This is a genomic window from Plantactinospora sp. CNZ320 (genome assembly GCF_002846275.1).
Map to the genome: position 1 here is coordinate 979,911 of NZ_PJMP01000001.1, position 21,231 is coordinate 1,001,141.

Consider the following 21,231-nt stretch of genomic DNA (forward strand, 5'->3'; position numbering starts at 1 on the left):
GTGGACATCGCTCGTCTCAAGCAGAGTTGGCACCTGGTCGCCGGACATGGCGACCAGGTGCCGCTCTACTTCTACTCGACCCTGTTCCTCGCCCACCCCGACGTCCGGCAGATGTTTCCGACGAACATGGCCGGTCAGCGGGACCGGCTGGTCACCGCGCTGGGCCACATCGTGTCGAATGTGGACCAGGTGGACCAGCTCGTCGGTTTCCTCCAGTCCCTCGGTGCCGACCACCGCAAGTTCGCGGTCCGGGCGGAGCACTATCCGGCGGTCGGTGAGGCGCTGCTGGCCACGCTGGCGCATTTCCTCGGCGAGCGCTGGACCGAGGAGTTGGCCGCGGACTGGACTGCGGCGTACGGGCTGGTCGCGAAGGTGATGACCGACGGCGCGACGGCGGCGGAGAACGTCAGCCCGCCGTGGTGGGTCGGTGAGGTGGTGGCGCACGAGCCGCGGACGTTCGACATCGCGGTGCTGACGTTGCGGCCGCAGTACCTGCTGCCGTTCGAGGCGGGTCAGTCGATCGGGGTGTCGAGTCCGACGACCCGGGCGTGGCGTTACTACTCGCCCGGGAACGCGCCCCGCAGCGACGGCACGATCGAACTGCACGTGCGGGCGGCGCCGGGCGGGGCGGTGAGTTCCCGGCTGGTGTACGCGACGAGCGTCGGTGACCAGGTGCATCTGGCGGCCCCGGTGGGGGAGCGGCTGACGTTGCGGCAGGCGTCCGGCGGCACGGACCTGCTGCTGCTGGCCAACGGCACCGGCTGGGCGCCGTTGCGGGCGCTTGTGGAGCAGGTGGCGGCCGAAGGCGGTGGTCGGCGGGTCGACGCGTACGTCGGCGCCCGGTCCCGTACCGAGTTCTACGACGTCGACGCGATCGAGAAGCTGGTGGCGTCGTACCCATGGTTGCGGGTGACGTACGTGGTCAACGCCGACCCGTCCCGGCCCGGAGAGTTCGTCCAGGTGGTGGATCGCGCCCTCGCCGACGGCGACTGGCGCAACCGGCACGTCTTCGTCTGCGGCTCCGACGCGATGGTGTCGGGTGCGGTCAACGGACTGGCGCAGGCGGGTTACCACGCCGGGCAACTGCACTACGAGTCGCCGGGTGGGCAGTGGTATTCGCCCGGTCGGCGGATCGGTGAGGTGCAGGAGCAGAGGCCGGCAGACGGAGGTAGGCAGTGAACGCCAGCCCGATCAGCGAGTACGACAGCACCGCGGCGCCCTCAGGTCCCAGTCCCCGGGTGCGGATCACGGCGGACCGGGTCCGGAGGTGGGAGTTCAGCACGTCGTCGTTTGCCAGGCGTGGCTTCGACGAGCGGGACGTCGACCGGTTCCGGCACCAGGTGGCCGACGAGCTGGACCTGTTGGCGACCCAGGTGGCGGATCTGCGGGCGGAGAACCGGCGGCTGCACGACCATGTGGAGTTGCATCGGCACGGAGTGTTGCCGAGTGCGGACAGCCGGCCGCAGTTGCCGGGGTCGAAGGAGGTGAACCTGCTTTCGGCGGCGCAGCGGGAGGCGGAGCAGATCATCGCCCAGGCGCACGACTACGCCCGCCGGGTCGCCGAGTACGCCCGGGTGCAGTACGAGAACTACCTGCGGGCGGCGGCCGAGGATGCCCGCAACGAGGCGGAGCGGGCGGTGCAGGAGTACCGGGCGTCGGCCGGGTCGAGTTTCGACGACACGGTCGCGACCCGGGAGGCGTTGCGGATCTTCGGCGAGATGATGATCTCGCACATGCAGGCGGCGGCCCGGCATCTCGACGACGGCAGTGAGCAGTTGGCCCGGAGCATGGACCGGCTCGCCCGGGAGGTGGGCCCGGGGAACGGCAGTGGCGGTACGCCGCCGGCGGCTGTGGCCCGGCAGGCGCTGCCGCCGCGTCGGGAGCAGCCGCGCCAGCAGGTGTGATCGCGCCAGCAGGTGTGCAACTGTCGGCCCCGCCCGGCCCGTCGGGGTGACCGGGCTGGCCGGCCTGCCCGGTGCAGGTCGGTGGCCGGCGCCGGCCCGCATCTCGGCGAGCGTTCCGGCGGCTGGCAGGGCCGCCGGTTGCGGGGTCGTCCGTCCAGCCGGGACCGCGCTGCTGTCAGTGGCTCGACCGATCAGAAATCCTCCGCCGCGTCGTCAGTTCTGTTGGCCTATCGCACCGGTGGAAGGATTGCTGACATGACCGACGCCAGAGAGCTGGGCGCCGACGAGGCCACGTTCATCGCGGCGGTCCGGGCGGAGGACGCCGCGAGGTTCGCGCTGCTGACCGAGCGCCACCGGCGTGAGCTGCAGGTGCACTGCTACCGGATGCTCGCGAACTACGATGACGCCGAGGACATGACGCAGGAGACGTTCCTGCGAGCGTGGAACAAACGGGAGTCGTTCCGGGGCCACGCGGCGCTGCGGACCTGGCTGTACCGGATCGCGACGAACGCCTGCCTCGACTTTCTGGCCAAGCGCAACGACCGCACACCCGTACCGTCCGGGCTGCCGGACCCCGGCTCCGAGGTGGGGTATCTGCAGCCGTACCCCGACCGGATGCTCCCCGAGGACCCGCAGGAGTCGGTGGTGGCGCGGGAGACGATCGAGCTGGCGTTCATCGTCGCCGTCCAGCACCTGCCGCCACGGCAGCGGGCGGTGTTCATCCTGCGTGACGTCCTCGGCTGGCCGGCGTCGAAAGCCGCCGACGCCCTGGAGCTGACCGTCGCGTCGGTGACCAGCGCACTGCAGCGGGCCCGGGTGACGATGCGCGAGCAGTTGCCCGACCGCCGCCTCGACTGGCGCAGCCCCGCCACCCACGAACTGTCGAATGACGAGCGCGGTGTGGTGAAGTCGTATGTCGGCGCCCATGAGCGCAACGATCTCGACGGGCTGGTGTCCCTGCTGCGCGACGACCTGCGCTTCGCGATGCTGCCCGATCCGGGCACCCTGGTCACGACGGCCAGGGAAGCGGTGGACGGCTGGGTCTCCGCTGGGCTCTTCCAGCACGGCTACGACGACTGGCGCGGTATCGCCACGACGGTCAACCGGATGCCTGCCGCCGCGCTCTACCTTCGCAGCCCCGACGACCCGGAGTACCGGCTGTTCACCATGGCGGTGCTGCACGTCGTCGACGGGAGGATCGCCGAGCTCACCGGATTCGACGCCAGGGACAAACCGTGGCTGGGCCTGCCGCCGACACTGTGATCAGGCGGGTCTCGATCGTCGACGAGTCCACCGACACGGGCCGCGGTCATCGAGATCGTCGCGCGATGAGCACCAACGCGACGATCCGAACACCGCCGCCCCGCCGGCAACGCCGGCGGGGCGGCGTCGTGTCCGAAGATCACTGTCGGGAGCCGGGTATCCGGCCCGTGCTCATCGCCTCGTCTCGTAGCGGGTCACTACCACCCCGCCGGGAAACGTCCGCGTCTCCACCAGGTTCAGGTTGACCCAGCTGTCCAGGGCGGTGAAAAACGGCTTGCCGCCGCCCAGCAGGGTCGGGGTGGTGGCCAGCACGTACTCGTCGATCAGCCCGGCCCGCATGGCCGCCGCGGCAAGGGTGGCGCCGCAGATGTCCATGGGGCCGCCGTCTCCGGCCTTGAGCCGGGTGATCTCGGTGACCGCGTCGCCGGTGACCAGGCGGGTGTTCCAGTCGACCGGGCGGGTCGTCGAGGAGAACACCACCTTCGGCATGTCCCGCCAGCGCTGGGCGAACTCGATATCCGCCGGTGTGGCGCCGGGCTGCTGGTCGGCGGTCGGCCAGTGGGAACTCATCGTCTCCCACAGTCTGCGCCCGTACAGCGCCAGGTCGGTCGCCGCAACCCGGTCGGACCACCACTGGAACAGCTCGTCGCTCGGTACGCTCCAGCCGAGGTCGTCGCCGGGCGCGGCGACGTAGCCGTCCAGGCTCACGTTCATGCCGAAGATCAGTTTTCGCATCGTGCCAGCCTTCCGTAGGTCTGTTTCACAGGTACAGACGGGCACGGCGCGGGAACCTAATCGGTATGCGCCTGAGCCTCGACCTGATCCCGGGGAGGCAACCTGCCGCGCGTCGCCGCGAGCGTGCAGGGCGGCATCGGCACCGAACTGCCGGTTCGCCTGATTAGGATCGGCCTCCCACAACCTTGCTTCGGACGGGGGCGACCTCTCGTGCAACTACCCACACAGACCAGATCGACATCCGCTCTGGAGCTGGCGGGGCTCGTCAAGCGCTTCGGTCCCAAGACGGCCGTGCACGACGTCACCTTCGCCGTTCCGGCCGGTTCCTTCTACGGCGTCGTCGGCCCCAACGGTGCCGGCAAGACTACCGCTCTCTCGATGGCGGTCGGTCTGTTGCGCCCCGACGCGGGTACCGCAAGGATTTTCGGTGTCGACGTCTGGGCCGACCCGGTCGAGGCACGCGCCCTGGTCGGCGTGCTTCCCGACGGCCTCGCCCTGCCCGAGCGCCTGACCGGCCGTGAACTGCTGGTCTACCTGGCCCGGCTGCGCGGCATGGACCGCGCCACCGCAGCCGCCCGCGCCGAGGAACTGCTCGACATCCTCGACCTGCTGGAGGCCGAGCGCACCCTGGTCAACGACTACTCCACCGGCATGCGGAAGAAGATCGGCCTGGCCACCGCGATGCTGCACGGCCCGCGCCTGCTCGTGCTCGACGAGCCGTTCGAGGCGGTCGACCCGGTCTCCGCGCTCACCATCCGGGGGATGCTCCAGACCTTCGTCGGCGGTGGCGGCTCGGTCGTGCTGTCCAGCCACGTGATGGCCCTGGTCGAGCAGATCTGCGACCACGTCGCGGTGATCGACAGCGGCCGGGTGGTCGCCGCCGGAACGCTCGCCGAGGTGCGGGCCGGCGACAGCCTGGAGAGCCGTTTCGTCGCGCTGGTCGGTGCGGAGGCCGGTACCAGGAGGGCGCTGTCGTGGCTGGCGTCCTGATCGCCATCCGCCTGCGGGTACTCGCGCACACGCTCACCGGCACCCGCGCGGCCAACATGATCACCGGAGGGGTTGCCGGGCTGCTGCTGGCCGTCGGCACCATCGTGCTGGCCGCGACCGACCTGGCCCCGGCCGCGGTCCGGTCGGACATGCTCGCCGTCCTGCTGGCCTGCTGGATGTTCGGCTGGATCCTCGGCCCGGTCTACACCGGTGGCGGTGAGGACAGCCTGCGGCCGGAACACTTCAGCCTGCTTCCGATCCGGCCGCTGCGCCTCGCATTCGGCCTGCTCGTCGCCGGTTTCGTGGGCATCGCGCCGGTGGTCAGCCTGATCGCCTTCTCGGCCCTGATCATCTTCGCCGGTGCGCACGGCGCGGCCGGCGTCGGCATCTCGATAGTGGCCGTGGCGCTCCAGTTGATCCTGGTGCTGGTGCTGTCCCGGCTGGTGGTAGGCCTGCTCGCGGTCGCCGTCCGGTCCCGGGTCGGCGCCGTCCTGGCCGCCCTGGTCAACGCGAGCATGGCGGTCATCCTCAACCAGTCCTGGGTGCTGATCTGGGCGGCGGTCGACTCCGAGCTGCTCACCTACGGCTTCCCGCCCCGGTTCTCCACAGTCCTGGAGTGGCTGCCGTCCTCGTGGGGCATCACCGCGATCGAGGCGGCCGGCCGCGGTGACTGGGCCCTGGTCGGGACGACGCTCGGCGGCCTGGTCGTGCTGGTCCTCGCCTCGCTGGGCATCTGGGCGCGACTGCTGGTCCGCCGCATCACCACCCGCCCGCACCAGTGGGCGCCGAAGGGCAGCGGGCAGAAGGGCACCCTGCTGGACCGGCTCGCCGAGCGGGGCGCTACGGGTGTGGTCGCCGCGAAGGAGTTGCGTACCTGGTCGCGTGACCTGATGCGGAACCACCTGTACTTCTATTCGATCTTCTTCGGCGTGCTCTACACCCTCGTTCCGCTGATCATCGACTGGCGGGGCATGCTGCCCTGGGCCGGTGTGATCGTCGTGGTGATGGCGGCGGGCACCTCGGCCAACCTGTTCGGCCTCGACGGCACCGCGCTGTGGCTGGGTCTGGTCAACCCGGGCCGGGAACGGGCCGAGGTCCGCGGCCGCCAGTTGGCGTGGTTGCTCCAGGTCGCGCCGGTGACCATCCTGATCACGGTGGTCGGCACGATCTACGGAGGCAGCGCCGAGACCTGGCCGTGGGCGCTCGCCCTGCTCACCGCGACCCTGGGCGGCGGCGCCGGCCTGATCGTGCTGAGTTCGGTCTACGCCCTGGTGCCGGTGATGGAACCGAAGAAACGCAGTGGCAACCCCCTGGAAGCCGGCTCGATCTTCGGCCAGCTCATCGGGGTCCTGCTGCTGACCTCGGTCGCCGCGGTCCCGGCGGCCCTGGTCGCCTGGGCCGGCACCCGCTTCGACCTGCCCGCGCTGAGCTGGGCGGCGGTCGCGGTCGGGCTGGTCACCGGCGCCTGGCTGACCGTCTGGGGCGGACGCCAGGCCGAGAAACGGCTGCGCGCCACCGGCCCGGAACTGCTCTCCGCGATGCGGGGCGGCGGCACGGTCGCCCTGGGCGCCGTCGACGGGCAGGGCCGGGTCGCAGCCCCGGCGCCGAAACTGCCCAGGGGCAGGGCCGCACTGGTCACCTTCCTGTGGATCTTCTGCTGGATCCCGCTGTTCCCGCAGGGTCTGGTCCCGCTCTGGATGATCCTCAACGACAGCGAGCACAGGCTGTGGTTCGCCGCCCTGCACCTCGAAGACCCGTGGCGGATCCCGGTCGCGCTGGCCTTCACGGTGCTCGGCATCGTGCTGATCGTGATCGGCACGGTCATCCCGATGCGGCACGAGCGGCGGCACCGCGCCGCCGAACAGCTCACGGCGGATCCGGCCCCGAACGAGGAACGGCCCCTGGAGCACGCCAGCCGCTGATTCCGTCCCGGACGACGAGTCGGCACCCGACGGGTGCCGACTCGTCGTCGTCTCCGGGGTACCTCTCGATCAACTGCCGGTTGTTTTTGGTCTGGAAACTGCGGGCGGGCCTTGACGCTCGGGGGAGCGGAAGCCTAGCCTCTGCACCACGCACAATCGTTTTCGCAGAGGGAGTAGCGATGGGAACGATCGGTCTGCAGGGTGTGGTCACGGCGGTGGTGACCCCGTTCCATCAGGACGAGTCGCTCGACTTGGACGCCCTCCGCAAGTACGTGGAGCACGTTCTGTCCGTGGACGGGGTGACCGGACTGCTCACCTGCGGCTACACCGGTGAGGTCACCAGCCTCAACCGCGAGGAGCAACTGCGCGTCGTGCGGACCGTCGCCGAGGTCGCCGACAAGCGGGTTCCGGTCATCTCCGGCCTGCAGCCGACATCCACCGTCGACACCATCGCCTTCGGCCGGGAACTGAAGGCGGCGGGGGCGGATGTCCTCCAGATCAACTCGCCCTTCTACAACACTCTTCGGCGCGGCCACCTCAACAACGAGGACAACGTCGTCAAGTTCTTCCAGGATCTCGCGGACGGCATCGATCTGCCGATGACGGTCTTCCAGTACCCGACCGCATCCGGGGTGTGCTACCCGCCGAGCACTGTCGCGCGGCTCGCCCAGATCGACCACGTGGTGGGCATCAAGGAAGCCACCTCGATGGAGACGTACGCCGCCGATTACGACGCGGTCGCCGGGCGTACCGCGCTGTTCGCCGACAACAACACCTACACGTTGATCGGCATGCTTCTCTACGGCTCGGCGGGCACGATGGTGGGCGTCGGCAATGTCGGAACCCACCTGTGGACCCGTCTCTACCAACTCGTCGAGTCGGGTGACAACACGGCCGCGGTGCAGCACGCAAACGAGAAGCTCGTGCCGCTGATGAACACCTTCACCCGGGATCTGGGGCAGACGCCGTGGTCGTTCGTCGCACGGGTGAAGGAGGCGCTGTTCCAGATGGGTCTGCTGCCCAACGCCACGGCGCGGGCGCCCGAACCGCCGGTGACCGAGGCCGACCGCACCGAGATCCGGAACACGTTGCGCCAGGTCGGCCTGCTCGACTGAACCGCACCTTTCCGGTTCGTCTCGCTCCCCCATCCGTTCGGTTCCGAATGGGGGAGCGATTCTCCACCCAATTACGAAAAACAGATTGAGATATTGCCCAACGATCATAGAGGTCACCGTCGTAAGGATGTGTTGACATGTGGAAGAGATCGTCACTCCGGCTGATCGCGGCCGTGAGCATCGTCGGGTTGGCGGCAGCCGGCTGTGGTCGACCGACGACGTCGGCAACAGAAGGCGAAGTGCAGAGCAGGAAGCTCGTCTTCGCCTACATCACGCCAGAGACGTTTCCCTATCACGATGGGGCGACGAAGTTCAAAGAAGTCATCGAACAGAAATCCGACGGTAAGATCACTGTCCAGCTGCACCCCGCAGGACAGTTGGGCAACGAGCGTGACATCAACGAGTCCATTCTCGACGGCGCCGTGCACATCGGTGTCGGCGCGGGTGCGCTCGCCGGTCTCGCCCCCTCGGTGAACCTGCTGGAGTTGCCTTTCCTGATCCAGAACCAGGACCACATGCAGCGCATCATCGACTCCCCGGCGGCGACCGAGCTCGCCAAGCGCATCAAGGACGAGGGGAAGTTCGAGGTCATCGACTGGTTCAGCACCGGGGACAGCTCGATCCAGACGGTCGACCGGCCGATCAAGGTACCGGCCGACCTCAAGGGCCTGAAGCTGCGGTCGATCGAGAACGCCGCGCTGGCCGACGCGTTGCAGACCCTCGGGGCCAACCCGACACCGATGCCGTTCGGCGAGGTCTACACCGGTGTGCAGACCGGCGTGGTCAAGGGCGCGACCCTGGACTGGGGCTCGGTCTACTCGCTCAAGCTGCACGAGCTGATCAAGTACGCCACCACGCCCGACGTGGCGTTCCTCGCCGAACCGCGGCCGATCATCATGAGCTCCACCTTCTGGGACTCGCTGTCGGAGGAGGAGCGGAAGCTGATCGACGAGTCGATGGCCGAGGCGGCCAAGTACGAGCGTGAGGTGTTCCGCACCAAGCAGCAGACGGCGATCGACAACGTGAGCAAGGCCGGGGTGACACTCACCGAGATCGACGAGAAGGCCTTCGTCGACGCCGTCCGGCCGGCCTGGGACAAGTGGGCCAAGCAGTTGAACGCCGAGCAGCTTCTCGAACAGATCCTCGCAGTCCGCGAAGGCTGATTCGCCGATGGTGACCAGAGAGACCGCGGCCACCGCCGCGCCGGCCGCCGGGCAACCGGCGGCCGGCCGGTGGTCGAGAACCGTGGAATTCGCCGACCGGCTGCTCGGCCGGCTCGACCGGGCGGTGCTGGTGGTGGCCAGCGCGCTCTTCTGCGCGCTGGTGGGAGTGGTCATCTCGGCCGTCTTCTTCCGGTACGTCCTCAACTCCTCCCTGCTGTGGGGAGAGGAGCTTGCCCGCTACCTCGCCATGTGGCTGGTGTTCCTCGGGCTCAGCTCCGCGCACCGGCGCAACGAGCACGTGTCGGTCGGCTCGGTGCTGCGCCGGGTTCCACTGCTGGGCGCCGTCGGGGCACGGCGCGTCGCCGAGGTCATCACCATCTTCTTCTGCGCCGTGGTGACCCTGCTCGGCGCGGAGTTGACCATCGCCAACTTCGAACGGAACCAGACGAGTCCGGCGTTGCAGATCCCGATCGCCTGGGCGTACCTGTCGATCCCGGTGGGCTTCCTGCTGATGACGTTGCAGGCCCTCGTCCGGCTGGTCAGGCCGGAACCCGCCGCCGACGGGGATGAGGAGGGAGCGTCATGATCCATCTTGTCGGTGGATTCGTGGGCCTGATGGCGCTCGGCGTGCCGCTGGCGCTGGTGATCCTCGGGTCGGGCATCATCTACGTCTGGTTCGTCACGGACGTGCCGATGACGATCGTCGCGCAGCGGCTCTTCGTCGGCATGGACGACTTCACGCTGATGGCGATCCCGCTCTTCGTGCTGGCCGGCTACCTGATGAACGAGGTCGGGCTCACCGAGCGGCTGCTGGTGCTCGCCCGGATCATCATGCGCAAGGTCTACGGCGGTCTGGCGCACATCGCCACGCTGGTGTCGATGCTCTTCGGCGGCGTCACCGGGGCAGCCGCCGCGGACCTGGCCGCCGTGGGCATCACGATGGTGCCGGAGATGGAGAAGGACGGCTACCGCCGCGAGTTCTCCATCGCGACGATCACGGCGGCGTCGCTGATGGGCGCGGTCATCCCGCCGAGCATCCCGTTCATCATCTACGGCGTGCAGAGTGAGACGTCGATCGGTGAACTCTTCGTCGCCGGCATCATCCCCGGGATCCTGATCGGCGTCGTGGTGATCGTGATGAACTTCGTCATGCTCAAGCGCAGCGGCTTCCGCCCGAGGCCGCAGACCGAGCAGGAGCAGAAGGCCGCCACCCCGCTTCCCGTCGCGCTGCGCGACGCGTCCATCGCCGTACTGATGCCGGTGGTGATCATCGGTGGGATCCTCGCCGGGATCTTCACGCCGACGGAGGCGGCCGGGGTGGCGGTGGTCTACGCGCTGCTCGTCGGCCTCGTCGTGTTCCGGACGCTGAACTGGCGGAAGATCCGAGCGGTGTTGGAGAAGTCGGTGGTCATGACGGCGGTGGTCATGATCATTGTGATCGCGTCGGCGCTGCTGAACTGGTGCCTGGCCTACTCCCAGGTGCCGGCGAAGGTGGCCACCGCGATGCTGTCGGTCACCGACAGCCAGGCGGTCTTCCTGCTGATCTCGCTGGTCATCCTGTTGCTCGTCGGCATGCCACTCGACCCGGTGCCCGGGATCATCGTGGTGACACCGGTGCTGTTGCCGGCGGCCATCCAGTTCGGTGTCGACCCCGTCCACTTCGGCGTGGTCGTCGTGCTGGCCCTGACCATCGGGCTGGCGACCCCACCGGTGGGAGCGAGCCTCTTCGTGGCGATGTCCATCAGCAAGGTCTCGATGGGGCGGCTGAGCGTCGCCATCACCCCGTTCCTGGTCGCGCTGCTGGCGCTCACCCTGCTCATCACCTTCGTGCCGCAGACGTACAACTGGCTGCTGCCGTTGTTGCGTTGAGCCGGGTCACGAAACCACCTCGGCTGGTCGGGCGCGGGAGGAGTCGCGCGCGACCAGCCGAGGTGGCAGGACGACCGACTCGATCACGGAGCCGTTGATCCGGTCGATCAGCAGCTCGACCGCGCGTTGTCCCATCTGGAGCAGCGGAACGTGCACGCTGGTGAGCGGGATGGGCAGCAGCGCCGCGGTCTCCGAGTCGTTGTACCCGACCACCGCCAGGTCGTCGGGGACGTGCAGGCCGCGACGCCGGGCGGCGGCCATGGCGGCCAGCGCGCTGACGTCGTTGATCGCGAACAGGGCGGTCGGCGGGGTCGGCGTCGCCAGCAGCTCCTCAGTGGCCGCCAGCGCGCTCTGGGCGTCGTACCGGCCGTAGCGGACCAGGTCGGGCGAGAAGGGTACGCCGAACTCGCCCAGCGCGCGCTGGTAGCCCTGCAGCCGGAACCGGGCGGTACTTGTGGCCTGCGGGCCGGCGAGGTGCGCGATGTGCCGGTGTCCGGCCTCCAGCAGGTGACGGGTGGCCAGGTAGCCGCCCATCTCGTCGTCGCCACGCACCGTGGGATGGTCGGCCGTGGCGCGGTTGAGCAGTACGAACGGGAAGTTGTCCTGTGCCAGTACGGGCAGCAGCTGGTCGTCGACGGTCGGGGTGGCCAGCACCAGCCCGTCCACCCGGCGGTCGATCAGCCGGTTGACGAGTTCGCGCTGCGACTCTTCGCGATCGAACGTGTTGACGGTGATCGCCTGGTAACCGAGAGTCCGGGCGCGTTCCTCGGCGGCCTCGAACATCTGCGCCAGTACGACGTCGGTGAGCCGTGGAATCACCAGCCCGATCATCATGGTCCGCTGGGTACGCAGGCTGCGCGCCCACGGGTTCGGTTCGTAGCCGAGCTCCCGGGCCACCTTCTGGATGCGCGCGAGCGTGTCCGGCGGCACCCGGGCCTCCGGATGGCCGTTCAGGGCACGGGAGGCAGTGGACGGATGGACCCCGGCCGCCGCGGCGATGCTCTTCAGGGTTGGTTGTTGGCGCTTCTGTTGCGTCACCGGGACCTCCCGCTCGCACGGCGCATATCGCCGTGCCCTGATGTGTTGACCACGGTATTCCAACCTCGGAGGTTATTGACTCGGCAGGGGACCGCCCGTATGGTAGCGCAATCGATTTCGCGGTGCTTCGGCAACCTGACTCGCGTTTCCTGCCATGCCGGACAGGAGGCGCGCCCTGCCGAGGTACGCGCTGGTCCGGGAGGTGGAGTACATGCCCTACGTACTGGGTGTCGACATCGGTGGCACGTTCACCGACGTGTGCGTCGTGGACGTGAACTCCGGCCAGGAGTTCGTGGCCAAGGCCCCGACCACCCCCGCCGACCTGGCCGAGGGGCTCTTCGAGGGGCTGCGGCTCGCCGCCGAGCAGCTCGACCTGCGCACCGAGGCGATGCTGGCCGACACGGTGCGCTTCTCGCACGCGACCACCCAGACCACGAACGTGATGTTCACCTGGACGGGCGGTTCGGTGGTGGGGTTGCTCACCACCCGGGGTTTCGCCGACGAGATCCTCATCATGCGCGCTCGGGGCCGGGTCGCCGGCAAGAGCCTCACCGAGCGGCGGCACCTGCGCGCGACCGACAAGCCGCCGCAGATCGTGCCCCGGGAGCGGGTCGGCGAGGTGGCCGAGCGCGTCGACCGGCACGGCCGGGTCGTCGAGGAGATCGACACCGCGGCGGTACGGCGCACAGTGGAGGACCTGCTCGCCAAGGGTGTGCAGGCGTTCGCGGTCTCCCTGCTGTGGAGCCACCAGAACCCGGTCCACGAGCTGGCCGTCCGGGACGTGATCCGCGAGGTCGCCCCGGATGCGCACGTCTCGCTGTCGCACCAGATCGCCCCGATCACCGGCGAGTACGAGCGGGCCTCCACCACGGTGGTGAACGCCTATGTCGGGCCGACCCTGGAGCGCTACCTCCAACGGCTGGAGGAGGAGCTGAAGACCCGGGGCCTGCGCGTGCCGGTCCTGCTGTTCCAGGCCGGGGGCGGGGTCAACGACGTGCGGTCGACGCTGCCGGTGAGCACTATCGAGTCCGGCCCGGCCGCCGGCATGGTGGCGGTGCAGAAGCTCTCCGTCGCCGCCGGTCGGCCGAACATCATCGCCACCGACGTGGGCGGTACCACGTTCAAGGTCGGCCTGGTCATCAACGGTCGATGGTCGGTCGCACCGGAGACGATCATCAACCAGTACACGCTGCTCTCCCCGATGATCGACATCGTCTCGATCGGCGCCGGCGGCGGCAGCATCGCCTGGGCGGACACCGGCCGGCTCCGGATCGGCCCGATGTCGGCGGGCGCCTCGCCCGGACCGGCCTGCTACGGCTGGGGCGGGCAACGGCCCACCGTCACCGACGCCGACCTCCTGCTCGGCTACCTCGACCCGGAGCGCTTTCTGGACGGGCGGCTGCTGCTGCGCACCGACCTGGCCACCGAGGCGATGCGGCGGCACGTGGCAGACCCGCTGTTCGACGGGGACGTGACCGCCGCCGCGGCCGGGGTCCGGCAGGTGGTGGACTCGCACATGAGCGACCTGGTACGCAAGGCCACCATCGAGCGGGGGTACGACCCGCGCGAGTTCGTGCTCGCCGCGTACGGGGGAGCGGGGCCGGTGCACGCCGCCGGGTACGCGCGCAACCTCGGGGTACGGGAGATCGTCGTTCCGTTGAGCGCCACCGCGTACTCGGCCTTCGGGGCGGTCGTCTCGGACACCATCCAGAGCGCCCAGCGCTCGGTCAGCCACGACTTGAGCGCCGACGACGAGGCGCTGGACGGCGCGTACCGGGAACTGGAGGCGAGGGCGCGGCGGGCACTCGACGCGCAGGGGCTCGACGGTCCGCACGTCCAGGTGTCCCGGTGGGCGGACATGCGCTACGAGCGCCAGCTCCACGACGTGCGGGTCGGACTGCCGGACGGCGACTCCACGCAGCCGCTCTCGGCACGGCTGACCCGGGCGTTCGAGGACAGGTACCAACTGCTGTACGGCGACGCCGCGCGGCTGCAGTCGGCCCGGGCGGTCGTACTGCGGATCGGGGTGGACGCGGTGGCGCCGAACGACCTCGCGCCGCTGAAGGTCGGGCTCGCCGGGTCCGACAGCCGGCGCACCGTCGAGCCCGCGTCCCAGCGCGACGTGTACTGGCCCGAGGAACGCCGCTGGCGCCCGACCGGCGTCCACATCGGAACGGCGTTGCGGGCCGGGGACCTCGTCGAAGGGCCGGCCATCGTCGAGCAACCGGGCACCAGCATCGTCATCCCCGGCGACGCGCGTGGGCAGGTCGACGCGGCCCGCAACCTCATCATCAGCTTCACCGCGTAGGGAGATCGAGCGTCATGACGGACCGGATCGACCCCGTCGTCTTCGAAGTCGTGTGGCACCGCATCCTCGACATCACCGAAGAGATGGGCATCAAGTACATGCGGACGTCGGGCTCGCCGATCCTCGTCGGCGCCTACGACGCCAGCACCGGCATCACCCTGCCGGACGGCCAACTCGTGGCGATGGGGCCCTACATCACCACCCAGGCGCACGTGTTGCGGTTGCTCGTCGGCTCGGTGCTGGAGAAGCGTGCCGTCCACCCGGGGATCAACCCCGGCGACATGTTCATCTGCAACGACCCCTACCTCGGTGCCACCCACCAGCCGGACGTGGCGACGGTCGCCCCGGTGCACCACGACGGCGTGCTGCGCGCCTGGGTCGGTGCCTCGGGGCACTGGCTGGACATCGGCGGCTCGGAGCCGGGCGGGTTCAACATGAACGCCCGGGCCGTCTTCGACGAAGGACTGCGGCTGCCCCCGACCAAGCTGGTCGAGGGGGGCGAGATCCGCGAGGACATCGTCGAACTGATCATGGCGCAGATCCGGGAACCCCTCGCCGAACTGGACCTGCGCGGCCAGCTCGTCGCCAACCAGGTCGGCCGGGAGCGGCTGCTCGGCATCGCCGACGAGTTCGGCCCGGACGTGCTCGACGGGGTGATGCGGCGCGGTATCGACCAGGTCGAGGAGCGGATGCGCCAGCGGCTGCGCTCGCTTCCCGACGGGGTGTGGCGGGAGGTGCAGTACCTCGACCACGACGGCCACGACCAGAACGTCCGAAAGATCGTCTGTACGGTCATCAAGCAGGGCGACCGGCTGACGCTCGACTTCACCGGCTCGGATCCGCAGATCGACGGCTTCGCCAACTGCGCCTACGGCGGCCTTCGGGCGGCGGCGCTCTCCGCCGTCTGCATCGTGCTCGGCTACGACCTGACCTGGAACGACGGTGCGGCCCGGTGCGTCGACATCACCGCGCCGCGCGGCACGATCGTGAGTGCCGAGTACCCGACCCCGGTCTCGATGTCGACGATCTCGGCAATCATCGTCACGCTCAACCTCTGCCTGGTGGCGCTCTCCCGGATGATGCTCGCCAGCCCACGCCACCACGAGGAGGCGATGGCGAGCTGGTGCGGCACCTCCCTCGGCGTCTCCATGGTCGGCCGCAACTCCGACGGCCTGCTCACCGTCGCCCCCGAGGCGAGCCACTTCGCCGCCGGTTGCGGCGCCCGCTCGTACGCCGACGGGGTGGACAGCGGCGGCATCATCATCAACACGACTGCCAACATCCCGTCCGTCGAGGCCACCGAGGAGGCGTACCCGCTGATCTACATGTTCCGGCGGCAGCTCGCCGACTCCGGCGGCCCCGGCCGGTTCCGTGGCGGCGTCTCCGCCGAGGTCGCGATCACCCCGTACGAGTCGGCCGGGCCGCTGGCCACCTCGTTCGCCGGGGTCGGGAACGTCACGCCCAACGCGATAGGCGTGGCCGGCGGCCTGCCCGGCGCGACGGTCCGGTTCCTGCGCTACCTGCGCACCGGCCACCTGGCCGGGAACCGGGCGCTCTCCGCCCTACCGGGCTCGCTCGACGAGATCCGGGGCGAGTTCACCGTGGGCGAGATCAACAGCTCGAAGATCCGGTTCGACACCGACACGGTCGAGTACCACAACTGGCAGGGCGGCGGCGGCTTCGGTGACCCGCTCGACCGCGAACCGCGGCTGGTGCTCGCCGACGTGCGGGCCGGGCTGGTCTCCCGCGCACAGGCACGTCAGGTGTACGGGGTGGTGCTCACCGGCGAGGAGGGCGCCGAGGAGGTCGACGCCGACCGTACCGGGCACGACCGTGACGAACTGCGCCGCGAACGCCTGCGGCGCTCGACCCCTTACGTCGAGTCGTACCCGATCGCCCTGCCCGACGGGCTCGCGGCCGCGACCGACTCCGGACGCACGCGCTACTGGGACATCGTCGAGATCGACCACGACGCGGACCGGAGCAGTTGCCTGCGCTGCGGGCACGCCCTCGGACCGGCGCGCGCGGACTTCCGCTCCGGCTGCCTCGTCGAGGAGCTGCCCACCTCCACCGCCGGACCGGTCCGCGGCCAGGAGTACGTCGGCGACGCGCGACCGGTGGCGATCCGGCTGTTCTACTGCCCCGGCTGCGGACGCCAGTTGGAGGCCGACCTGGTCATCCCGGGACAACCCGGCCCGGCGTTCACGCTCGTCGGGGCGGCCACGGGCGCGGCGGAGCCGACCGATGACTGAGCTGACCGAGCAGGAGCGCGGGAGTTGGCAGCGGCTCGGCACGGCGCCGATCTCCGACTGCACCGGGCGGTTCGGGGTGCTGGCCTCCCGGCTGCGCCAGCTCAGTGGTGACGGACTCGTCGGTCGCGCGTTCTGCGTCCGGATCATGCCGGGAGACAGTGCCGCGCTGCACCTGGCCCTCGACCACGTACCGCCGGACCGGATCCTCGTGGTGGACGCCGGCGGCTACCCCGACCGCGCGGTCTGGGGCGAGGTGCTCACCGTCGCCGCCCAGGCCCGGGGCGTACGGGGGCTCGTGGTCGACGGCGCGGTGCGCGACATCGCCGGGATCCGCCGGCGGGACTTCCCGGTCTACGCCGTCGGCACCTGCCCGGCCGGTCCGCACAAGGCGGGCGGCGGCCGGTGGGGCGGCAGCGTCTCGTGCGGCGGCGCGGTGGTCGCCGACGGTGACCTCGTCGTCGGTGACGAGGACGGGGTCGTCGCGGTGGGCTGGGCGCGCCGCAACGAGGTGCTGGCGGCGGCGCGCCAGCGGGCCGAGCTGGAGGAACGGTGGCTGGCCGAGCTGGCGGCCGGCCGGCGCAGCGCCGATCTGTTGGGTCTTCGAGTCGAGTGAGGAAGAGGGAACGTCGTGCGAGTTGGTCGGATAGCTGTCGGTGAACGGACGGAGTACGCCGTCCAGGTCGCGCCGGGATCGTGGGCGCCCCTGTCGGCGGTCGGCCTCGACCACCCCGACCTGCCGAGCCTGGTCACCAATCTCGGGGCGGTGACCGAGCGGGTCGCCCAGGGCGGCCTGACGACCGTCGAGGTCGACGAGGCCACCCTGAGGTGTCCGGTGGTGCGTCCCTCGAAGATGCTCGCCATCGGGCTGAACTACGCCGATCACGCCCGGGAGACCGGGGCGACCCCGCCGGACCGCCCGGTGGTCTTCGCGAAGTACCCGAACTCGCTGAACGACCCGTACGGGCGGGTGTGGATCGGCGGCGATGTGACCCGGCAGGCGGACTACGAGGCGGAACTCGCCGTGGTGATCGGCCGGACCGCGCGGCGGGTGGCCGAGGCGGACGCCCTCGGGTACGTCTTCGGCTACGCGGTGGCCAACGACGTCTCGGCGCGGGACTGGCAGCGCGCCGACGCCCAGTTCTCCCGGTCGAAGAGCGCCGACACGTTCTGCCCGATCGGGCCGTGGATCACCACCGCCGACGAGGTCCCGGACCCGGCCGCGCTGCGCATCTCGTCCCGGGTGAATGGCGAGGTGCGGCAGGACTCGACCACCGCTTCGATGATCTTCACGATTCCACGGCTGATCGCGTTCCTCTCCGCGACCATCACCCTGGAGCCGGGCGACGTGATCCTCACCGGGACGCCACCGGGGGTCGGCCTCGGCTTCAAGCCGCCGCGCTTCCTGGCCGCCGGTGACGTCGTGGAGTGCGAGGTGGAGGGGCTCGGCACGATCAGGAACGAGTTCGTCGACGCCTGAGCGGTGCCGGACGAGGTCGGCGCTGGCGGCTGGCCGGACGATCCGGTGTCGATCCGGTGGTGGGCGACCGCGTCACCTCTCGTCCCTGACTCCGGCACTGGTCAGGGACGGGAGGTGACGGCGGTTCATCCACCGCTTCCGGACCGCTGCCCGGTTCGGCCGCGTGTCGCGGTGAGTTCGGCCTCGATCAGGTCGGCGGCCCGGTCGGCGCCGCCAGCCCTGCGGGCCTGCCGCTTCAGGTCGGCGCAGCGGGCCAGCACGGCGGGGTCTGCGGAGAGGGCGAGCAGCGTCTCGCGGAGCTGCCCGGCGGTGACGGTGGCCGAGTCGACGACCCGGGCGACGCCGAGGGCGGCCAACTGCTCGGCGTTCGCGAACTGGTCGGCCGCCTGCGGTACGGCGATCATCGGGGTCCCGCAGTAGAGGCCTTCGCTGCTGCCGCCCATGCCGGCGTGGGTGACGAAGGCATCTGCCTGCTCCAGTACGGCAAGCTGCGGCACCCATGGGCAGACCTCGACGCTGTCCGGGATGTGACCGAGTTCGGCGGGATCGACCTGGCTACCGATCTGCAGAACGGTGTGCCAGCCGGGCAGGTCACCGAAGGCGGCGATGCAGCGACGGTAGAACTCGGGCTGCCGGGTGAACGCGGAGCCGAGGGAGACGAGCAGCACCTTCTCCACATCGTCCGGACGGACCCAGGAACCCTGGTGGGAGCGGTCGCCCAGAACCGGGCCGACGAAGCTGTAGACCGACCGGTCCACCCGGTCGGCGTTCGGCTGGAGCGCCTCCGGCGCCAGGACGAGGCTGCGCACCGGCCGCCCCTGGAACGCCATACTGTCGGTGACCGACGAACCCTCGGCGGTCAGCCACCTCTCGAAGCGCCGGTAATAGTCGGCGCCGCGCGCGGATCAGCCCGCATCGCGTCGACCACTGGCGCCATCTCCTGCTCGTAGCCGTCCCAGGCCACGAACGTCGAGGACAGTTGGATGGCGGGAATCCCCCACTGTTCGCCGAGTAGCCGGGCCGGCGCGCCGGCGATGTCGTAGAGGAACAGATCCGGTCGATCGTCGGCATAGCCGGCCCGCAACTGCGGCAGCATGGCGATGGCATCGTCGAGGAAGAGTGTGAGCTGCTCGATCGGATCGTCGGTTCCGGAGCCCCCGTCGCTGGGCAGCGTTGACTCATACGGTTTCGGTTCGGCACCGGCGCCCTGGATGATCTCGGTGAAGGCGGGGTCGTTGGCGTAGGTGACCCGGTGCCCGCGCCGCACGAGGGTCCGGATGATCTCCAGGCTCGGGTTGACGTGACCGTGGAACGGGATGCTCACCATTGCGATGTGTGGCACGGAATCTCCTGCTGGACTAGAGAGACGAGACGTCGCGTCTCGACACAAGCAGAGCACGGCGACCGCAGGCGCGTCAAGACGAGACGTTGCGTCTCGTTGTACGCTGTCGGTGTGACTCCACAGCCCGCCCGTCGCAACGAGCAGTCCCGCCGCGCGATCCTCGCCGCCGCCCTGGAGCTGTTGACCGAAACCGGTTACCCGGCCGTGACGATCGAGGCGATCGCCGCCCGCGCCGGGGTCGGCAAGCAGACCATCTACCGCTGGTGGCGCGGCAAGGGCGCGGTACTCCTGGACGCGCTCGCCGACCACATGCCGGAGGCCATCGTGCTGCCCGACACCGGCGACCTGCGGGCTGATCTGCGCCAGGTTCTCCGGGCCACGATCGCCGAACTCGCCGATCCACGACTGTCCGCCACCACCCGCGCCATCACCATCGAGACCCTCGCCGACGAGGAGTTGGCCGACCAGGCGCGCGACCGCCTGCTCCGCCCCCAGCTGAACGCGGTCCGCACCCGCCTGGAAGCCGCCCGCGACGCCGGCCAGGTCCGCCCCGACGCACCCCTGGACCAGGTGGCGGAGCTGCTGTTCGGCCCGCCTTACCACCGCTGGCTGTACCGCAACGGCCCACTGACCGACGACTACGCCGACAGCATCGTCGACCTGGCCGTCGCCGCCATCACCCCTCCCGGCACCCGTCCTGCTGCTGCCTGACGCTGGGGCACGGCAGGGCCAGCCAGCTCGTCGAGCAGACCCTGGCCCGGCACCACGATACCGGCGATGACCATGTCGGATGCGGGACGCGCACCGGGCCGTTCAGTCGACGGACAGGTGGCTGCCGATCTCGGTGAGTTCGCTGTCGGTGAGGGTCAGGTTCGCCAGCGCGGCCACGTTCGTCTCCAGTTGGGCGACGCTGCTCGCGCCGATGATCAGGCTGGTCATCCGGGGATCCCGCAGTGCCCAGGCGAGCGCGAGCTGGGCCAGGGACTGGCCGCGCCGTCCGGCGATGCCGTGCAGCGCCCGTACGGTCGCCATTGTCGTCTCGTCGAGGTCGCTCTCGTTGAGGAAGACGCTGGTACGGACCCGTGAGTCGGCCGGGATGCCGTCCAGGTAACGGTCGGTCAGCAGGCCCTGGGCGAGCGGACTGTAGGCGATGCAGCCGGCGCCCACCTCTTCGAGGGTGTCCAGCAGCCGGTCCGCCTCGATCCACCGGTTCAGCATCGAGTACGACGGCTGGGAGATCAGCAGCGGCGTACCGAGCCGTTCCAGGATCGCGGCGGCCTGCCGGGTCTGCTCGGAGGTGTAGTTCGACAGCCCGACGTAGAGGGCCTTGCCTGCCCGGACGACCGCGTCCAGCGCCCCCATCGTCTCCTCCAGCGGCGTGTCCGGGTCGGGCCGGTGGTGGTAGAAGATGTCGACGTAGTCGAGGCCCATCCGGCGCAGCGACCGGTCCAGCGACGAGACCAGATACTTACGGGAGCCCCACTCACCGTACGGGCCGGGCCACATGTAGTAGCCGGCCTTGGTGGAGACGACCAGCTCGTCGCGGTACGGGGCGAGGTCGGCGGCGAGGGTACGGCCGAAGTTCTCCTCCGCCGAGCCGGCCGGCGGGCCGTAGTTGTTGGCCAGGTCGAAGTGGGTGACGCCGAGGTCGAACGCCCGCCGGCAGATTTCCCGCTGCTGCTGCCACGGCCGTTCGTCGCCGAAGTTGTGCCAGAGGCCGAGCGAGATGGCGGGCAGTCGCAGGCCGCTGCGGCCGGTCCGGCGGTAGGTCATCGAGTCGTAGCGGTCGTCCGCGGCAAGGTAGGTCACGCTCGTCACCCTATTGAAACCGGCTCGCTTCCGGCGGCGGGGAC

At 70.0% G+C, this 21,231-nt stretch carries 19 protein-coding genes; 14 read left to right on the forward strand and 5 right to left on the reverse strand.

Features of this window, described 5'->3' with window-relative positions:
• From CLT71_RS04190 to CLT71_RS04200, 3 genes are all read left to right on the forward strand, one after another.
• Positions 1-1,179 (forward strand): globin domain-containing protein, encoded by a 1,179-nt coding sequence (locus CLT71_RS04190; RefSeq protein ID WP_101365936.1) that lies wholly within the window; start codon positions 1-3, stop codon positions 1,177-1,179.
• Entirely contained in the window at positions 1,176-1,904 is a 729-nt protein-coding gene (locus tag CLT71_RS04195) for a cell division protein DivIVA (RefSeq protein WP_101365937.1), read from the forward strand. The genes CLT71_RS04190 and CLT71_RS04195 overlap by 4 nt, the downstream gene beginning before the upstream one ends.
• A 255-nt stretch (positions 1,905-2,159) precedes the next feature.
• Positions 2,160-3,167, forward strand: a complete 1,008-nt coding sequence (locus tag CLT71_RS04200) for an RNA polymerase subunit sigma-70 (RefSeq protein WP_101365938.1) — start codon at positions 2,160-2,162, stop codon at positions 3,165-3,167.
• A gap of 171 nt (positions 3,168-3,338) precedes the next feature.
• Here the strand turns inward: CLT71_RS04200 and CLT71_RS04205 are convergent, their stop codons facing one another.
• Positions 3,339-3,902: a dihydrofolate reductase family protein gene (locus CLT71_RS04205; RefSeq protein WP_101365939.1), complete on the reverse strand. Its 564-nt coding sequence runs from the start codon at positions 3,900-3,902 to the stop codon at positions 3,339-3,341.
• A 210-nt stretch (positions 3,903-4,112) separates the two neighbouring features.
• On the opposite strand from CLT71_RS04205, the gene CLT71_RS04210 reads away from it, so the two are divergent.
• The 6 genes from CLT71_RS04210 to CLT71_RS04235 all read left to right on the forward strand — a co-directional run bounded on the left by CLT71_RS04210 (position 4,113) and on the right by CLT71_RS04235 (position 10,961).
• Complete coding sequence (locus tag CLT71_RS04210) at positions 4,113-4,892, forward strand: ABC transporter ATP-binding protein (protein ID WP_101365940.1); 780 nt, start codon at positions 4,113-4,115, stop codon at positions 4,890-4,892.
• Positions 4,877-6,814 carry a hypothetical protein gene (locus tag CLT71_RS04215; protein ID WP_101365941.1) on the forward strand — a complete coding sequence of 646 codons (1,938 nt, stop codon included), beginning with the start codon at positions 4,877-4,879 and terminating at the stop codon, positions 6,812-6,814. Before CLT71_RS04210 ends, CLT71_RS04215 begins: the two co-directional genes overlap by 16 nt.
• A 179-nt stretch (positions 6,815-6,993) precedes the next feature.
• The gene (locus CLT71_RS04220; RefSeq protein ID WP_101365942.1) at positions 6,994-7,929 is read left to right on the forward strand and encodes a dihydrodipicolinate synthase family protein; all 936 of its coding nucleotides are present in this window, start codon (positions 6,994-6,996) and stop codon (positions 7,927-7,929) included.
• Positions 7,930-8,102: 173 nt separating this feature from the next.
• Positions 8,103-9,092: a TRAP transporter substrate-binding protein gene (locus CLT71_RS04225; protein ID WP_158242169.1), complete on the forward strand. Its 990-nt coding sequence runs from the start codon at positions 8,103-8,105 to the stop codon at positions 9,090-9,092.
• A 7-nt stretch (positions 9,093-9,099) separates the two neighbouring features.
• The gene (locus CLT71_RS04230; protein ID WP_101365944.1) at positions 9,100-9,678 is read left to right on the forward strand and encodes a TRAP transporter small permease; all 579 of its coding nucleotides are present in this window, start codon (positions 9,100-9,102) and stop codon (positions 9,676-9,678) included.
• The gene (locus tag CLT71_RS04235) at positions 9,675-10,961 is read left to right on the forward strand and encodes a TRAP transporter large permease (protein WP_101365945.1); all 1,287 of its coding nucleotides are present in this window, start codon (positions 9,675-9,677) and stop codon (positions 10,959-10,961) included. Before CLT71_RS04230 ends, CLT71_RS04235 begins: the two co-directional genes overlap by 4 nt.
• 6 nt (positions 10,962-10,967) lie before the next feature.
• Here CLT71_RS04235 and CLT71_RS04240 read toward each other — a convergent pair whose 3' ends face one another.
• Positions 10,968-11,999, reverse strand: a complete 1,032-nt coding sequence (locus tag CLT71_RS04240; RefSeq protein WP_158242170.1) for a LacI family DNA-binding transcriptional regulator — start codon at positions 11,997-11,999, stop codon at positions 10,968-10,970.
• A gap of 154 nt (positions 12,000-12,153) precedes the next feature.
• On the opposite strand from CLT71_RS04240, the gene CLT71_RS04245 reads away from it, so the two are divergent.
• Genes CLT71_RS04245 through CLT71_RS04260 form a run of 4 tightly spaced genes read left to right on the forward strand, consistent with a single transcriptional unit; the run spans position 12,154 to position 18,036 of the window.
• Positions 12,154-14,307 (forward strand): hydantoinase/oxoprolinase family protein, encoded by a 2,154-nt coding sequence (locus CLT71_RS04245; protein WP_101365947.1) that lies wholly within the window; start codon positions 12,154-12,156, stop codon positions 14,305-14,307.
• A 14-nt stretch (positions 14,308-14,321) separates the two neighbouring features.
• On the forward strand, positions 14,322-16,559 hold the full coding sequence (locus CLT71_RS04250) for a hydantoinase B/oxoprolinase family protein (RefSeq protein ID WP_101365948.1): 2,238 nt from the start codon (positions 14,322-14,324) through the stop codon (positions 16,557-16,559).
• The gene (locus CLT71_RS04255) at positions 16,552-17,172 is read left to right on the forward strand and encodes an RraA family protein (RefSeq protein WP_101365949.1); all 621 of its coding nucleotides are present in this window, start codon (positions 16,552-16,554) and stop codon (positions 17,170-17,172) included. The genes CLT71_RS04250 and CLT71_RS04255 overlap by 8 nt, the downstream gene beginning before the upstream one ends.
• A 15-nt stretch (positions 17,173-17,187) precedes the next feature.
• On the forward strand, positions 17,188-18,036 hold the full coding sequence (locus CLT71_RS04260; protein ID WP_101365950.1) for a fumarylacetoacetate hydrolase family protein: 849 nt from the start codon (positions 17,188-17,190) through the stop codon (positions 18,034-18,036).
• Between the two features lie 125 nt (positions 18,037-18,161).
• Here the strand turns inward: CLT71_RS04260 and CLT71_RS37785 are convergent, their stop codons facing one another.
• Positions 18,162-18,899 (reverse strand): macrolide family glycosyltransferase, encoded by a 738-nt coding sequence (locus CLT71_RS37785; RefSeq protein ID WP_486483649.1) that lies wholly within the window; start codon positions 18,897-18,899, stop codon positions 18,162-18,164.
• On the reverse strand, positions 18,896-19,378 hold the full coding sequence (locus CLT71_RS37790; RefSeq protein ID WP_486483047.1) for a glycosyltransferase: 483 nt from the start codon (positions 19,376-19,378) through the stop codon (positions 18,896-18,898). The genes CLT71_RS37785 and CLT71_RS37790 overlap by 4 nt, the downstream gene beginning before the upstream one ends.
• Positions 19,379-19,489: 111 nt before the next feature.
• Here CLT71_RS37790 and CLT71_RS04270 point away from each other — a divergent pair, with 111 nt between their 5' ends.
• Positions 19,490-20,089, forward strand: a complete 600-nt coding sequence (locus CLT71_RS04270) for a TetR/AcrR family transcriptional regulator (RefSeq protein ID WP_101365951.1) — start codon at positions 19,490-19,492, stop codon at positions 20,087-20,089.
• A gap of 102 nt (positions 20,090-20,191) precedes the next feature.
• Here the strand turns inward: CLT71_RS04270 and mgrA are convergent, their stop codons facing one another.
• The gene (gene mgrA / locus CLT71_RS04275) at positions 20,192-21,187 is read right to left on the reverse strand and encodes an L-glyceraldehyde 3-phosphate reductase (protein ID WP_101365952.1); all 996 of its coding nucleotides are present in this window, start codon (positions 21,185-21,187) and stop codon (positions 20,192-20,194) included.
• Positions 21,188-21,231 lie beyond the last annotated feature (44 nt).